Raw genomic sequence first — 14728 nt, 5'->3', positions numbered from 1 at the left:
CGTGCGGCCGCTGGCTGCCTCGCGCCCGTGGGTGACGTCCATGTCTCCGGCGGAAGGACAGCTTTCCCTACTGCTCAGCCGCCCTGAAGCGCCTTCTCGGACATCCGCGGCATACGTACGCGGCTGGGAAAGGCGTGACGCACGATCCGCCAGATGACCTGACCGAACTGCTTAGGTAACGAGCCCGTGTTGTAGTGCTGGCCGTAACGGGCGCAGATCTGCTTCACCTCGACCGCCATCGCCGCGTAGCGATTGGCCGGCAGGTCCGGGTAGAAGTGATGCTCGATCTGATGGCTCAGGTTGCCCGACAGCACGTTGAGCAGCTTGCCGCCGGCGATGTTGGACGAGCCGCGCAGCTGGCGCAGGTACCAGTGGCCGCGCGTTTCGTCGCGAATGGTTTCCTTCGGGAACACTTCGGCATCGGCGGTGAAGTGGCCGCAGAAGATGATGACGAAGGTCCAGATGTTGCGCATGCCGTTGGCGACGAGGTTGCCCAGCAGCACCGGCAGGAAGAACGGGCCGGCCAGCAGCGGGAACACGATGTAGTCCTTGATCAGCTGACGCGCCATCTTGCGACCGACCGGACGGAAGTTGCGACGCAGTTCCGCTGTCTTCATCTTGCCCGCGAACCAGCGGCCGATGCGCAGATCCTGGATAGCCACACCCCACTGGAACAGCAGCATGAAGAACACCGCGATGACGGGCTGCATCAGATAGAACGGACGCCACCGCTGCTCGGGGAAGATGCGCAGCAGGCCGTAGCCGATGTCGTCGTCCATGCCGCGCACGTTGGTGTACGTGTGGTGCTGGAAATTATGCGTTTTGCGCCAGGCATCGCCGGTGGCGACGATATCCCATTCGTAGGTCTGGCCATGCAGCTTGGGGTCGCCCATCCAGTCGTACTGGCCGTGCATGACGTTGTGGCCGAGCTCCATGTTGTCGAGGATCTTCGACAGGGCCAGGCAGATCGTGCCGACGATCCAGGCGGGGACGAGCACGCTGTGCACGAAGGCGCCGAGGAAGAGCAGCGCGCGCCCGGTCACGCCGGTCCAGCGCACGGCGGCGACGATGCGACGGATATAGCGGGCGTCGCGTGCGCCGACGTCGGCAGCGACGCGGGCACGCAGGGCGTCGAGCTCGTCGCCGAAGGACTGCAGCTCGGCGGCGGAAAGAATGCGGTTCTTGATGCGGGCCATGTGTATTCCTTAGAGGTCCAGGACCAGATCGGTGCTCGGCGCACTGACGCACAGTCGTACCGGGGTCGACGGCTCGCTGTCGCGGTCGCCGGTCAGCGTGTGACGTACGGTGCCCGAGGCGCGGCCGCAGGCGCAGGTGTTGCAGATGCCCATGCGGCAGCCATGACGCGGGCGAAGGCCCTGGGCTTCGAGACCTTCCAGCAACGAGGTGCCGCGGGCGAGGGTCAGCGTGCGTCCGCTGCGAGCGAGGTGTACCTGTACCTCGCCGGCTTCGCCCTCGACGGTGGCCGGCGTGCTGAAGGCTTCCGCGTCGAAGTGCGCGACGTAGCCCTGAAGGCGCGCGCGTGCCGCCTCGACGAATCCGCCCGGGCCGCAGGCGAGCACACGGCGTGCCTGCAGGTCCTCGATCGACTCCAGCGACACGTCGTCGACGCGACGCTCGGGCTCGACCCCGGCACGCGTGAGCAAGGTGCGCACACGCAGCCGCGGGTGGGTAGCGGCCAGCTCGTCGAGTTCGTCCACGAAGCAAAGGTAGGCGCGATCGCGCGCCCAGTACAACAGGTCGACCTTGACCGGCATGCCGCGTGCGGCGAGCGAGCGCACCAGGGCACGCATCGGCGTGATGCCGCTGCCGGCAGCCAGCAGGAGCAGGTCGTCGGTGTCGGAAGGCAGGGTCATCTCGCCGAAGGCCTGACCGAGGGTCACCACGTCGCCTATCCGGGCGGCTTTCGCCAGATGACCGCTGACCACGCCGCCGGGCATCGCCTTGACGGTGATCGCCAGCGTGCCGTCGTCCAGTGGCGTCGGGCTGTAGCTGCGCACCAGCCGGCGACCCTCGATTTCCACGCCGATATTGACGTGCTGGCCGGGGAGCATGCCCTGCCAATGCCGGTTGGGGCGGAGCACAAGGGTCACGGCGTCGCGGCTCGCCGCCGTGCGCGAGACCAGGCGCGCCAACGGCTGCTCCAGGGTCCACAACGGGTTGAGGCGGGTCGCCCAGAAGTCGAACAACGCCGGTGAGACGGCGCGTCGCACGGCGCGCTGGCGCCAGGAGGTTTTCGGAACGGGAAGGGCGTTCATGGAGTCACTATACGCGCATCCGCACAGCTGTGTATACAGTTGTGCATTCATGACTGGGGGTATGATTCGGGCCTAGTCCGTTATCAGCGCCTTATGACCTCGATCATTCTCACCCCGTCCCCGGATTTCCCGACGCCGCCGCGCAAGGCGGGGATCGCCCGTGAGGACCTGCTGGCCGCCGCGCTCAAGCTGATCGGTCCCAACCGCAGCCTGTCCACGGTAAGCCTGCGCGAGGTGGCGCGCGAAGCCGGCATCGCGCCCAACAGCTTCTATCGTCAGTTCCGCGACATGGACGAGCTGGCCATCGCCCTGATCGACCTGGCGGGGCGCTCGCTGCGCATCATCATCGGCTCGGCGCGGGAGCGTGCTACCTCGACCGATCGCAGCGTGATCCGTGTTTCGGTCGAGACCTTCATGGAGCAGCTGCGCGCGGACGACAAACTCCTGCATGTGCTGCTGCGCGAAGGCGCGGTAGGGTCGGACGCTTTCAAGCAGGCGGTCGAGCGCGAGCTGATGTACTTCGAGGACGAGCTCCGCGTCGACCTGATCCGCCTCGCCGCCGCCGAGCGCGCGACGCTGCACGAACCGGCGCTGGTATCCAAGGCGATCACCCGCCTCGTTTTCGCGATGGGTGCCGGCGCCATGGATCAGCCGCCTGAGCGCGACCCCGAGGTGATCGAGCAGATCTCGACGATGTTGCGGATGATCATCACTGGCTCCCGCGTACTGGAGCAATCCAAAGGCTGAATCCCGGCGCTATAGTTCGCTCCTCACCGGGGGAGTGACATGGTCGATAACGGGATGGGCTTTGCAAGATCCGGCGGGTGGCGCGTCGTTCGTTTCGCTGTCCTGACGTTCGTACTCACCATCGTCGCCCACGCGGTGGCCTACCTGGCCCATGAATACAGCCACTCGATGGCCGCGTGGGCGTTTGGCTGGATGAAGTCGCCTTTCGACATCGATTACGGCTCGGCTACCCCCGGCAACATCCTCCTGCTGGGCGACGTTTCCGACAACGTGGAATACGCGCCGATCATCGCGAGTGGCGCCGGGTGGCAGGCCTCTCTCATCGCACTGGCCGGCCCGTTCGTCGGCAACGGCGTGCTCTTTTTCATCCTGGACGCCGTGTCGCGCATGGACGCGGTGCGGTCGCGGCGGGGGCTGCAGTCCTTCGTGTACTGGCTGTGCCTGATGTGCGCGGGCAACGTGTGGAGCTATGTGCCCATCAGGGCACTCTCCACGCATGCGGATATCGCGCTGTCCGCCCAGGGCTTCGGCATCCCGGTGTGGCTGCAGTTCCCGTTTCTGATGGCGGTGTCGGGCTATATCGCCTGGCACTTCTTCAGGAAGACGTTTCCGGGTGTCTGTCAGAACGTGACCCACGGTGACCCGGCCCGATGGCTGCTGATGGCGGTAGTGACCGCTTGCTGGTTCTTCCTGTTCTTCGGTGCGGGCGGGATGTCCGGTTCGTACGGCACGATCGCGTGGATATTCTCGGTCGTCTCCTGCTTCCTGTTGTTCCCGCTGTGTGCGGTCTGGCTATGGAGCACCTGTGGCCTGGCAGACGCTTCGTCGACATCCGCATCGGGATGATCGTGGCACCCGCCCACCCGGGCCGTCCCATGACTGAGCCGACGCCATGTCCGAAACCATCTTCGAAGCCCTCCGCGAAAGCCACGCCACGCAGCGCTCACTCGTCCGCAAGCTGCAGCGCTCGGAGCCGGGTCCTCACCGGGTCGAGTTGTTCACCGCGTTACGGATCGAACTCGCGGCGCATGAGGCGGCCGAGGAGCGTTACCTCTACGTGCCGATGCTGATGGACGATCGCGGCTTGCACTCCTCGCGCGATGCGCTGGCCGACCATCACAAGATGGATGACCTGATCGAGGAAATGCAGACGCGGAACCACGCGGGTCGCAGCTGGACGGCGAACCTCGCCAAGCTTTCCGAAGAGCTGCACGATCATCTGCGCGAGGAGGAGAAAATCTTCTTTCAGCTGGCCGGCAAGATCCTGACGGCGCCCCAGAAGACAGGGCTGGCAAAGAAATATCGGAAGGACTTCGCCGCGCACGAGAAAAGGCTGCGCGCGGAGTGACGCCGTAATGCCGTGATGGGGGCGTCGTTCCGGCCATGCGTCTTTCGCCCCGTTTGCCCTCGGCGACGGGTGGTGTGACCATCACGGACTTACCAGGGACAGGAGAGTCCGTTGCTCAAGACACTGATATGGCGTCCGCTCCAGCGGCTGGCCGACTTCGCCGCCGGATCGGCCGTGGGCGGCCTCGTGCTGATGGGTGCCGCGGCGCTCGCGATGATCGTGGCCAATTCGCCGCTCGCCTCCGTGTATTTCGACGCGCTGCAGGCGCACGTCGGCCCGCTGAGCGTGCTGCACTGGATCAACGACGGTCTCATGGCGGTGTTCTTTCTGCTGGTGGGCCTCGAGATCAAGCGCGAGTTCATCGACGGGGAGCTGGCCTCCAACCGTCTGCGCGTCCTGCCGGGTCTGGCGGCGCTGGGCGGCATGGTCGTGCCGGCGGCCATCTTCCTGCTGGTCAACCGGGGCAACGCGGAATCGATGCGTGGCTGGGCCATTCCCTCGGCGACCGATATCGCCTTCGCGCTCGGTGTGGCCGCCTTGCTCGGCAGCCGGGTGCCCACGTCCCTCAAGGCGTTTCTCGCGGCCCTGGCGATCATCGACGACCTCGGTGCGGTCATCATCATCGCGCTGTTCTACACCCCCGATCTGTCGCTTGCCTATCTCGGTCTGGCACTGCTTGCCGTTGCCACGATGGCCCTGATGAACCGCTTCGGCGTCAGCCGCCTGTGGCCTTATCTGCTCATCGGTGTCGTTCTCTGGGTGCTGGTGCTGAAGTCCGGCGTCCATGCGACCCTCGCGGGCGTGGCGACCGCGTTGTGCATCCCGCTTAGCGACAGTGAAGGGCGCATGCCGTCCGACGGCGACTGCACCCATTCGCCTCTGCTGAGGCTCGAGCACGCGCTCCATCGACTGGTCCCCATCACGGTGCTGCCCTTGTTCGGCTTCGCCAACGCCGGCATCTCGTTCGCCGGTGTGGGGCTGGCGCAATGGCTCGCCGCGACCACGGTCGGCGTGGGCCTCGGCCTGCTCGTGGGCAAACTCGTCGGTGTGTTCGGTGCCGCATGGCTCGCCATCCGCTTCGGCTGGGCGGAGATGCCGCGCGGCGCCTCGCGCGGGCAGCTGTTCGGCACGGCGCTGCTGTGCGGCATCGGTTTCACGATGAGCCTGTTCATCGGGATGCTCGCCTTCCCGGATCATCCCGAGCTACGCGACGAGGTGAAGCTGGGCATCCTTGCAGGCTCCGTCCTTGCGGGTCTCGCCGGCTGGGCCGTCCTTCGTGTGACCGCACGCACGCCGGCGATGCCCTGAGCCAATCCTTGCCTGCGCGGCGCGCTATCCTCGTCGACGACCCCGCTTCCCCTCCGAAGGACACCCTGTGGCTGACCGTAAAGACATCGAGTGCTGGCTGACCGACATGGACGGTGTGCTCGTCCACGAGAACAAAGCCCTGCCGGGCGCTCCCGAGCTGATCCGCCAGTGGCGTGACCAGGGCAAGCCCTTCCTCGTGCTTACCAATAATTCGATCTTCACGCCGCGCGACCTGAGTGCGCGCCTGCGGACGTCGGGTATCGACGTGCCCGAGGAGCAGCTGTGGACATCGGCGCTGGCGACCGCGGCATTCCTCAAGGACCAGTCGCCCGGCGGCTCGGCGTTCGTCATCGGCGAGGCGGGCCTGACCACCGCGCTGCACGAGGCGGGCTTCATCATGACCGACACCGCGCCCGACTACGTCGTGCTCGGCGAGACCCGTACCTACTCGTTCGAAGCCATCACCAAGGCGATCCGTCTGATCGGCGCGGGCGCGCGATTCATTGCCACCAATCCGGACGTCACCAGCCCCAGTGCGGAGGGCCCGCTCCCGGCGACAGGCGCCGTGGCCGCGCTCATCACCAAGGCCACCGGGCGTCAGGCTTATATGGTCGGCAAGCCCAACCCGATGATGTTTCGCTCGGCGATGAACAAGCTCGGCGCGCATTCGCACAACACCGGCATGATCGGCGACCGCATGGATACCGACGTCGTCGCCGGTATCGAAGCGGGTCTGCATACGGTGCTTGTGCTCAGCGGTATCGCCGACCGCGCGGAGGTGGATCGCTACCCGTTCCGCCCGGCGGAAATCCTTTGCTCCGTGGCGGATCTGCTCGACGACTGACCGGATTACTTCGACGGTTTGGCGGCGTCGACCGGTTCCGGCGCTTCCACCTTGGGCAGATTCATTTTCTGTCGTGTCGTATCGATCCGGCGCTTGCGCTCGGGCAGGTCCAGCTTCTGCGGCTTGCCCGAAGCCAGCGCCTCCATGATGCCTTCGACGATCAGCACGTCGATCAGGCCTTCCTGGCCATCCGGCTCCGGATCTTCGTTGTCGAGCAGGCATGCGGAGAAATATTTCAGCTCACCGCCGAACTGGTCGGTCGCCGGGGCGGAAATCTTCCGCTCCTTGTCGCCCACGGTGATGGTCTGTTCGAAGGGCGTGCCGTAGGTGAAGCACGGGCGCATGTGCACACTGCCCTTGGTCCCCGCTACATAGAACGCATCGACGGCATTGCCGTAGTAGGACACGGTGAAGAGGGCCACGCGGTTTCCGGGAAAGCGCAGGGTCACGGCCACGGTGTGGTCGAAATCGTCGCCAAGTCCCGACTCCGGATGGCGCAGGCCCACAGCCGACACCACCTCGATCGGGTCGGCATCGAAGACGTAACGTGCCGCGTTGATCGGGTAGGGCGCCATGTCGAAGACCGGTCCGGCCTTGGCACCGTTGGTCGCCCGGTGGTTCTTCGGGTCGACCATCTGCGCGAACGTCGCGCTGAAGGTATGCACCTGGCCCAGCTCGCCGGCGCGAATGCGGTCGATGAGGGACAGCGTGGCGGGCTCGAAATGAAGCCGGTAGGCCACCATCAGCTTCGCCGTCGACGCGGCGGCCGTCGCAAGGATCTCGCGACTGGAGGCGTGGGTGATCTCGAGCGGTTTCTCCACCAACACATGGATCCCGGCCTTCAGGGCGGGGATCACGAACTCGGCGTGGCGCCAGTTCGGCGTCGCAATATAAAGTGCATCGATGCTGCCGGAGGCCAGCAGCTCGTCGAACTGGTCGTAGCTGTAGACGCTGCCGATGCCGTAGCGCTCGGCCACCTTGGCCGCCTTGTCCGTATCGCTGCTGACCAGGGCGGTGACGACCGAGTTTCCGGTGTGCGCGACCCCGGGCAGCATGGCTTCCTGGGTGATGTCACCGAGGGCGACAAAGCCGTAGCGGATCTTGCGCGAGGTGTTGGTCGAGTCGGACATCGGATACTCCTTCAGGCAGAACCCCGAGTCTGGGCACCGACGTGTTCATGAGGCGTCGTAAGCAGGCGAACGAAATCGTGACGACGCCTGCCTGAAGGCGAGCATGGACTGACATTGCGTCCACGCGCCGACCTGCCAGAATGCGTCGTCCCGGAGAACCCGATGCCCCACGCGCCCGCCCCCAAACTGCCTGCCGTTTCCGAGGCTCGCCGCCTTGCGGCGCTGTCGTCGTTCGATATTCTGGACACGGAGAAGGAAAGCGCATACGAAGACATCGTGCGGATCGCCTCGTATGTCTGCCGTGCCCCTATCTCGGTGGTCAACCTGATCGACGCCGACCGGCAGTGGTTCAAGGCGGAAGTCGGCCTGGGTGTGCGGGAAACGCCGCTCGACACCTCCATCTGCGCGCACGCGATTCTCGAACACGACCTGCTGGTCATACCCGATACCACCCAGGACCCCCGTTTTGCCGCCAATCCGCTGGTGACCGGTGAACCCGGCCTGCGTTTTTATGCGGGCGCGCTGCTGAAAACCGCCGATGGCTTGCCGTTGGGCACGGTCTGCGTGCTCGACACCCAGCCGCGGACGCTGGATGACGACCAGATCGACACCCTGCGCCGCCTGGCGCGCCAGGTCATGGCGCAGATGGAACTCCGCCGTATGCTGCGCCAGTCGCAGCGCCGCGGCGATCACCTCTCGCGGCTGCTCGCGACTGCGGGGCACGACCTGAAGGCGCCGCTGCGCTCGGCGCTGTACGCCATGTCGAAGGTGCGCAGCGGCGTGTCCGGCGAGCACGCCGCGCGTCTGGACGACGCGAGGACCGATCTTCTCAGCGCCGACCAGCAGCTCAGCCGGCTGCTCGCTTCGACGCATGCCGACATCGCGGGCGGAGATGCCGAGCTCGGCCCCGTCGTTCTGCATGAGGTGTTCGACGCTCTGTCGTCGACCTGGACGAGGGCGGCGCAGCGCAAGCGCGTCGCACTGACCATCGGGCGCACCGGCGCCATCGTGCGAGGGCATCCGTTGCTTCTGGAAACTGTGCTCGGCAACGCGCTTTCGAACGCCGTGAAATATACGCCCGGTGGTGGTGCGGTCACCATGCTGGCGCGATCCGGCGATGGAAAGATAACGATCGACATCCAGGATAACGGTTGCGGTATTCCTGCGGAAAAGGTCGAAGAATTGTTCAGCGCGTTTCGCCAGGCCGATCCGCAGGCCGAAGGGCTTGGTCTTGGCCTGTGGCTGATCCGGCAGAGCGCCGCCGCGATGCATGCGGAGGTGGAAATACATCCCGGTGCCACTGGCGGAACGATCTTCCGGCTGAGCCTCGACGCCGCCTGACCACGCCCCGGGTGCCCGGCCATCCTGGCTGAGCCGTAATGGCGCACCCGCCTGACGGATGGGTGACCGGTGGTAATCTGTCGCCCCCGAAATCAGGTGTGAGCACTCATGGCGGTACGCGATTCCAACGGCAACGAGCTGGTCGAGGGCGATGCCGTCACGGTCATCAAGGACCTCAAGGTCAAGGGTTCGTCGATCACCCTCAAGCGCGGCAAGCAGTTCAAGAGCATCCACCTCACCGATGACGAAGACGCCATCGAGGTCCGTGAGGGTAAGAGCGTGCTCGTGCTGAAAACGGAGTTTCTCAAGAAGGCGTGATGTGAGTCGCGGTCGTGGCGTTGACTTGGACCGTCCGCCTCCCGATGCTTGTCTGGCCATCGGCCACAGGGGTCATGGCGTCCGCAGGAGACTAGGATGGTCGTGCACACCGGCGACATTTCGAGAGATCGTTCGAAGCCCGGGCCTTCGCTCCAGGGTGCCCCGTTCGTAAAGCCGAGGCGCATTGCATCGTTATGGCACCTCGCCGGTTACGTACTCATCGTCCTTTCGATCACGGCGTGGGGTATTTTCTCGTCGTTCGGCCACGCAGCCGCCGGGCCCGTCGCTGAGGGGGCACAGGTGCTGCGAGCGTCACCCTGGCCTTTTTACACGTTGTCCGTGCTGGGCAACGTCGGTGTTCTTTACTACTGCTGGGTCGGCGTCCATCGCGAAGGTGGCACGCTGGCAACGCTCACGGGCGGTCGCTGGACGTCGCTGCGTGGGGTGATCAGGGACGTCGCCATCGCGGCGGTCTTCTGGCTGGTCTGGGAAGGCGTCGCCTGGGCCGCCTGGCAACTCGTGCCAGCGGTGGCCGGGGAGGGGGTTCCTTCGATGTTGCCGCAGACGCCCGTCGAAGCGGCTGGCTGGATGATCGTCTCCGTCGTCGCAGGTTTCGCTGAGGAGATTCAGAGCCGCGGCTACTTCCAGCAGCAGCTGTTCTGGCTGACCGAGAGCACCGCCCTGGCCGTCATCGGTCAGGCGGTTTTCTTCGGTATGGCGCATAGCTATCAGGGCTGGAACCACGCCCTCGTCATCGCGATCCTCGGCGTGCTCTACGGCGCCCTCGCTGTCTGGCGCCGCAACCTGCGAGCGAACATGCTGGCGCATGGCTGGTCGGACATCTGGGAAGGCTGGCTGAAGTTTGTCGTCTTTCGCTGATTCGCAGATCCGACAGCATGCCAGGCCTTTTCCTTACGTGCCTCGCGCGCGCCCGCCGGCCGCGTCGCCTTGGTCGGCGCACTAGCGTGTCGAAGGCGATGACGGGGCCTTAAAACGACCTTGATCATACGAAACCTTTCGTATACTCTGGGGCGTGTGCAGTGGGATACAAGGACGTGAAACGGCAGGTGTTGCTTGCGTTGATCGAGGGCCGATATCGCATCGCCCATCGTGCCTCCCTTGACTCGAAAAATGTCTTCTATACGGGCGAGCTCGATCTCGAAGACCTGCTTCTGATCCTCATGGGGTCCCGGGGCACCGAGCATCGGGTGACACCGCACCATCGGCAACCCGACATCGACGTGCACGTGATCGTCAGCGGCGGTTGGTACATCAAGTTCTATTTCTTCGAAGGAGCAGTCGATCTGCTCAGTGTGCACAGCACGGAGAAGTCATGAAAATTCTTCATCAGGGCGATACCGAGCCGGCCCTCTGTGATCTCGATGGCCGAGTGACGGTGACCTACCGTTACCGGGATGTTCCTTTTTCCGATGGCTCAGGCATGGCTCGTAACGTGCTGGCGGGAATCTGCGACGTTTGCAGCGAAGTCCTGTTGGTTCCGCCGCAATCGGTTCCCGCTATAGCGGCATCACGCCGTCGCTCGACGGGGCCGCTCGAAGCAAGTCTTCCCGCATCCTATGTGGACACGCTCGACGCCGCCGTATCCCTCGTCGATACCGAGGCAAGCAAGGAATTCCGCAAGCGACTGCTCATGTACTACCTTCACCGCTACGCGCGGGGAGATGAAGCCATGGCTGAACTGGTCGGGCTGGCGGGAGGCGCCGAGCAGTCTGCGTCCGGTCCGAACCGTCGACTCTCGTTCAAGCTCTCCGAGCAAGCGAACGCAAAGGTCGACTACGTCATGAACGAAACAGGCTTGTCGAAGACCCAGCTGGTCAAGGCGCTCATCGGCAAGATCGCCGCGGACCTCGTCCGTCGGACGAAAGCGCGTCGCCTCCAGGAGCTGATCGCGCTTTGCGAAGTCATGAAGGCCTGATAGTCCGATGGATCGCGCCGCTCAGAAATTCGCTCCGATCGACAACGTGGCGAAGTCATGGTCGGCCAGCGTGTCGTACGTGGGATGTCCCAGGTAGTTCGTATACGTCAGGTTGGCGAACCAGGTCTTGTCGAGCGTGGCGCCCAGGCCGAGCGTCGCCTGCTTGCGTCCACCGACCAGCTGCCCGTCGACCGAGTAGCCATGCACGTCCTGACCGATGCCCAGGCTTGGCGACAGCACCCAGCCATGCGCGACCGGATAGGTGAGCGCGCCCTTGACGCGATAACCCCATGCGGACCGCGTGTAATACCCGCCGTTATGGCACCCCGCGGGGTTCACGATGGCCGTGCAGGTGTTGACGAAGCCTTCGCTGGAGAAGCCCCAGTGGAAGCCACGCCCGTAGCGCACATCGGTCAGGCTCGGCAGGTCGGTATGGCTATAGGCAAGCTCGGCCGCGAGGGTGGCGCCGCTCGCGCCCAGCACGCCGGTAAACGCGCGCGTCGTGTTCAACAGCAGCTGCGTGCGGTCGTAGCGGTCGTAGCCGAGCAGCGTCCCGCCCGGAGGAATCAGCGTGTTGCGCACACCGATCGGTCCGCCGCTGCGGGTCAGTGCCGCGAACATGTCCGCGGTATTGATCTGTACGGGCAGGTCCTTCGTGTAGCTGGCCTCACCGGCCACCTTCCACTTCCCGAGCATGGTGCTGCCGGAAAGGCCCCAGAGACGGATGTCGTCCGGGTATTCCCACAACACATGAATAGAGGACAGGCGTGCGGACAACTGCGCGTCGGCGAGCGGTGCGCCCGCGGCGACCAGTAGCGGAATCACCCCGTTGTTCTGTTGCGAGGCGTCGATGGTGGTCGCATCGAGAATGGGGTTGCGTGAGTTGTAACGCAGGTAATACGCGGCGATGTTCGTCGCCGGACGATCGAAGGTGTAGCGCAGCGTGGCACCGTACTGACCGTGGTCGCGACCGTCGAGCGTACTGGCACGGGGCAGCACGCCGCCGACCGAATTCTGGTAGCCGTCGCTGAGCCACTGGCCAGCACCGGGGCTATACGCATTGAGCGGGTAGTACGCGTTGCTCTCGATGCCGCCGCAGCCCGGATCGATGCCGAGGTCGGTGCCCGAGAAGAAGGTGCCGCAGGGATCGAGTTCGGAGGGGCGCCACTTCCATTGGTAGAAGCCTTCGACACTCCAGTGCGGATCGATCGTGAGCTTGCCCCAGAGCATTTCGACCGGCAGCTGCGCTTCGGTGGCGGGATCCGTCCCCGGGCGGTGCAGCGTCGTGTAGTCGGTCGGATTGATCTGGTTGACGCCCTGCATGAACAGGCCCTCGCCCCACTTGACCGTCTGCTTGCCGAGGCGCAGGTCCAGTGCGCTTTCGTCGTCCAGTGCGAAGTGGCCGTAGACATACGCGTTGAGCCACGTGAAGCCGGAGAAGCGGTTGGACTTCGACAGTCCATGATCGTCCAGCGGCCGATCGGCGGCGAACGCGCTGGCGCCGCTGCCCTGGGGTACGTCGTGGTTTTCCTGTGTGTTGTCGTACCATGCCCGGGCGCTGGCGACGATACCGACGTTCTTGTATTTCAGGTCCAGTGCGCTGGTAACCTTGAACAGGCTCGAGTAGATATCGCCCTTGCCGTAGTTGAGGTTGCCGTCGTCAGCCGTGTCCGCACCATCGCCGCCCTTCGGCTTACCGTCGGAGCGGAAGCCTTTGCCGACGAGATGCTTCGACGGGTCATTCAGGCGCTCGCCGGCGCCGGCGACCACCCGCGTTTTGAGTGTCCCCTGGACCTCCCCATCGGCGAGTCGGAAATCGGTCGCGTGCAGTGCGGAGGCGGAGAGGGCCGTGAGCGACGCCACGGCGAAGATCCATCGACGTGGATGCATCGGCTATTCCGTTAAAAACTTGACGGCATTCTAGACATGGCAGCTATATTGCACGCAAGACGTCTGGACGTCCGTCGTGTGCGACTTTCGTCGCACATCGCCTTTTTCTCCCGCGGGACGATCGAAAACCACTCATGAGCGCAACACTTTCAGATGAAACCATCGACCGCCGTCCACTCGACCGCGGCGATGCCAAGACGCTGATTCTCTCCGCGCTCGGTGGCGCGCTCGAGTTCTACGACTTCGTGATCTTCGTGTACTTCGCGAAGACCATCGGGCATCTTTTCTTCCCGCCGGGCGGCTCCGACTGGCTGGCGCAGCTTCAGGCCTTCAGCCTGTTTGCCGTCGCCTATCTCGCACGCCCGCTCGGCGGCATCGTGATGGCTCACTTCGGTGACCGTATCGGCCGCAAGCGCATGTTCACGCTCAGCGTGTTCCTGATGGCGGTACCGACCCTGCTCATCGGTGCGCTGCCGACCTATGCCAGCATCGGTGTTCTCGCCCCCGTGTTGCTGACCCTGCTGCGTGTCGTCCAGGGCATCGCGATCGGTGGCGAAGTGCCGGGTGCCTGGGTGTTCGTCTCCGAGCACGTGCCCGCGCATCGCAAGGGTCTTGCGGTGGCGAGCCTGTCGGCCGGCCTGACCTTCGGCATTCTCATCGGCTCGTTGCTCGCGGCCTACCTCAACGCTCACATGACGCCCGAAGCGCTGATGGACCACGGGTGGCGCATCGCCTTCGTGCTGGGTGGCGTGTTCGGCTTCGTCGCCGTCTACCTCCGCCGCTGGCTCAGCGAAACACCGGTCTTCGCGCGGATGCGCGAGCGCAAGCAGCTGTCGGAAGAACTGCCGGCATGGGTGGTCGTACGTGACCATCTGCCGGGCGTGCTGCTGTCGATGGCGGTTACCTGGGTGCTCACCGCCGCCATCGTGGTCGTCATCCTGCTGACCCCGACCCTCATGCAGACGGCCTTCCATATCGACCCGGCGCGCGCCTTCACCGGCGGCAGCATCGGTGCGTTCACGCTCTGCGTCGGGTGCATCGGCGGCGGTCTGCTGGTCGACTGGCTTGGCCGTGGTACAGCCATGCTGATCGCCTCGCTGGGTCTCATGCTGAGCACCTATGCGCTGTATTTCGATCTCCAGGCGGGCGGCGCGCATCTCTATCCGCTCTACGCCATTGCCGGTGCCTTCGCCGGTGTCGCCGGCATCGTGCCCGCGGTCCTCGTGGCGTCGTTCCCCGCGCCGATCCGCTTCTCGGGCATTTCGGTGTCCTACAACGTCGCCTACGCCATTGCCGGCGCCGCCACGCCCGTACTGGTCGGCTATCTGGCCAAAGGTGTCGGCGGCATCGGGCCCGCGCATTACGTCGCCATCGTGTCGCTGGTCGGTGTAGCGGCGTCGATCTACATGATCGCCGGACAGCGCGGCGTCCGCGCCGACTGACGACGGCGCGGCAGGGAGCCTTCACGTCGATTTCATGGCGGTGACGGCGGCGTCTCTCCACGGAGGCGCCGTCACAGTTGCGCGCGGGTTCGGGGTTCGGCATGCTTTCGCTATCGCGACATGTCGTCGCGGCAGTCCGGATCGTTCC

At 65.0% G+C, this 14728-nt stretch carries 14 protein-coding genes and 1 pseudogene; 11 read left to right on the top strand and 4 right to left on the bottom strand.

All coding sequences use genetic code 11. From position 1 onward, the window contains the following. Positions 1-74 precede the first annotated feature (74 nt). Positions 75-1196, bottom strand: a complete 1122-nt coding sequence (locus BLT40_RS09075; RefSeq protein ID WP_090352730.1) for a fatty acid desaturase family protein — start codon at positions 1194-1196, stop codon at positions 75-77. 9 nt (positions 1197-1205) lie between these two features. Next, positions 1206-2276: a ferredoxin reductase gene (locus BLT40_RS09070; RefSeq protein ID WP_090352729.1), complete on the bottom strand. Its 1071-nt coding sequence runs from the start codon at positions 2274-2276 to the stop codon at positions 1206-1208. A 93-nt stretch (positions 2277-2369) separates the two neighbouring features. Between BLT40_RS09070 and fabR the strand changes: the two genes are divergently transcribed. From fabR to BLT40_RS09045, 5 genes are all read left to right on the top strand, one after another. After that, complete coding sequence (gene fabR / locus BLT40_RS09065; protein WP_090352728.1) at positions 2370-3023, top strand: HTH-type transcriptional repressor FabR; 654 nt, start codon at positions 2370-2372, stop codon at positions 3021-3023. Between the two features lie 39 nt (positions 3024-3062). Next, entirely contained in the window at positions 3063-3869 is an 807-nt protein-coding gene (locus BLT40_RS09060) for a hypothetical protein (protein ID WP_090352727.1), read from the top strand. Positions 3870-3915: 46 nt separating this feature from the next. Then, on the top strand, positions 3916-4371 hold the full coding sequence (locus BLT40_RS09055; protein WP_036110294.1) for a hemerythrin domain-containing protein: 456 nt from the start codon (positions 3916-3918) through the stop codon (positions 4369-4371). Positions 4372-4482: 111 nt separating this feature from the next. Then, positions 4483-5679, top strand: a complete 1197-nt coding sequence (nhaA, locus tag BLT40_RS09050) for a Na+/H+ antiporter NhaA (protein ID WP_255363980.1) — start codon at positions 4483-4485, stop codon at positions 5677-5679. Between the two features lie 67 nt (positions 5680-5746). Continuing rightward, positions 5747-6523 (top strand): HAD-IIA family hydrolase, encoded by a 777-nt coding sequence (locus BLT40_RS09045; protein ID WP_090352726.1) that lies wholly within the window; start codon positions 5747-5749, stop codon positions 6521-6523. Positions 6524-6528: 5 nt separating this feature from the next. Here the strand turns inward: BLT40_RS09045 and BLT40_RS09040 are convergent, their stop codons facing one another. Beyond that, complete coding sequence (locus BLT40_RS09040; protein WP_090352725.1) at positions 6529-7653, bottom strand: Gfo/Idh/MocA family protein; 1125 nt, start codon at positions 7651-7653, stop codon at positions 6529-6531. A 162-nt stretch (positions 7654-7815) separates the two neighbouring features. Between BLT40_RS09040 and BLT40_RS09035 the strand changes: the two genes are divergently transcribed. The 5 genes and pseudogenes from BLT40_RS09035 to BLT40_RS09015 all read left to right on the top strand — a co-directional run bounded on the left by BLT40_RS09035 (position 7816) and on the right by BLT40_RS09015 (position 11248). Then, positions 7816-8994, top strand: a complete 1179-nt coding sequence (locus BLT40_RS09035) for a sensor histidine kinase (protein ID WP_079520446.1) — start codon at positions 7816-7818, stop codon at positions 8992-8994. 114 nt (positions 8995-9108) lie between these two features. Then, positions 9109-9312, top strand: a pseudogene (locus tag BLT40_RS09030) (alkylphosphonate utilization protein); the annotation flags it as partial. A gap of 96 nt (positions 9313-9408) precedes the next feature. Continuing rightward, positions 9409-10191, top strand: a complete 783-nt coding sequence (locus BLT40_RS09025; RefSeq protein WP_079520447.1) for a CPBP family intramembrane glutamic endopeptidase — start codon at positions 9409-9411, stop codon at positions 10189-10191. 176 nt (positions 10192-10367) lie between these two features. Next, positions 10368-10649, top strand: a complete 282-nt coding sequence (locus BLT40_RS09020; RefSeq protein WP_143025859.1) for a hypothetical protein — start codon at positions 10368-10370, stop codon at positions 10647-10649. Further along, entirely contained in the window at positions 10646-11248 is a 603-nt protein-coding gene (locus tag BLT40_RS09015; protein ID WP_036110307.1) for a hypothetical protein, read from the top strand. Before BLT40_RS09020 ends, BLT40_RS09015 begins: the two co-directional genes overlap by 4 nt. A 21-nt stretch (positions 11249-11269) precedes the next feature. Here the strand turns inward: BLT40_RS09015 and BLT40_RS09010 are convergent, their stop codons facing one another. Beyond that, positions 11270-13138 carry a DUF1302 domain-containing protein gene (locus BLT40_RS09010; RefSeq protein WP_090352723.1) on the bottom strand — a complete coding sequence of 623 codons (1869 nt, stop codon included), beginning with the start codon at positions 13136-13138 and terminating at the stop codon, positions 11270-11272. Positions 13139-13272: 134 nt separating this feature from the next. Between BLT40_RS09010 and BLT40_RS09005 the strand changes: the two genes are divergently transcribed. Then, on the top strand, positions 13273-14580 hold the full coding sequence (locus BLT40_RS09005; protein WP_090352722.1) for an MFS transporter: 1308 nt from the start codon (positions 13273-13275) through the stop codon (positions 14578-14580). Positions 14581-14728 lie beyond the last annotated feature (148 nt).

Origin of the sequence: Dyella sp. 333MFSha (assembly GCF_900102405.1) — a bacterium.
Taxonomy (GTDB): Bacteria; Pseudomonadota; Gammaproteobacteria; order Xanthomonadales; family Rhodanobacteraceae; genus Luteibacter; species Luteibacter mycovicinus.
This window is presented reverse-complemented; position numbering and strand designations above follow the sequence as displayed.

Coding starts and splice junctions, on each gene's coding strand:
- BLT40_RS09075 (WP_090352730.1), bottom strand. CDS start 1,196: ATGGCCCGCATCAAGAACCGCATTCTTTCCGCCGCCGAGCTGCAGTCC.
- BLT40_RS09070 (WP_090352729.1), bottom strand. CDS start 2,276: ATGAACGCCCTTCCCGTTCCGAAAACCTCCTGGCGCCAGCGCGCCGTG.
- fabR (WP_090352728.1), top strand. CDS start 2,370: ATGACCTCGATCATTCTCACCCCGTCCCCGGATTTCCCGACGCCGCCG.
- BLT40_RS09060 (WP_090352727.1), top strand. CDS start 3,063: ATGGTCGATAACGGGATGGGCTTTGCAAGATCCGGCGGGTGGCGCGTC.
- BLT40_RS09055 (WP_036110294.1), top strand. CDS start 3,916: ATGTCCGAAACCATCTTCGAAGCCCTCCGCGAAAGCCACGCCACGCAG.
- BLT40_RS09040 (WP_090352725.1), bottom strand. CDS start 7,653: ATGTCCGACTCGACCAACACCTCGCGCAAGATCCGCTACGGCTTTGTC.
- BLT40_RS09035 (WP_079520446.1), top strand. CDS start 7,816: ATGCCCCACGCGCCCGCCCCCAAACTGCCTGCCGTTTCCGAGGCTCGC.
- BLT40_RS09025 (WP_079520447.1), top strand. CDS start 9,409: ATGGTCGTGCACACCGGCGACATTTCGAGAGATCGTTCGAAGCCCGGG.
- BLT40_RS09015 (WP_036110307.1), top strand. CDS start 10,646: ATGAAAATTCTTCATCAGGGCGATACCGAGCCGGCCCTCTGTGATCTC.
- BLT40_RS09010 (WP_090352723.1), bottom strand. CDS start 13,138: ATGCATCCACGTCGATGGATCTTCGCCGTGGCGTCGCTCACGGCCCTC.
- BLT40_RS09005 (WP_090352722.1), top strand. CDS start 13,273: ATGAGCGCAACACTTTCAGATGAAACCATCGACCGCCGTCCACTCGAC.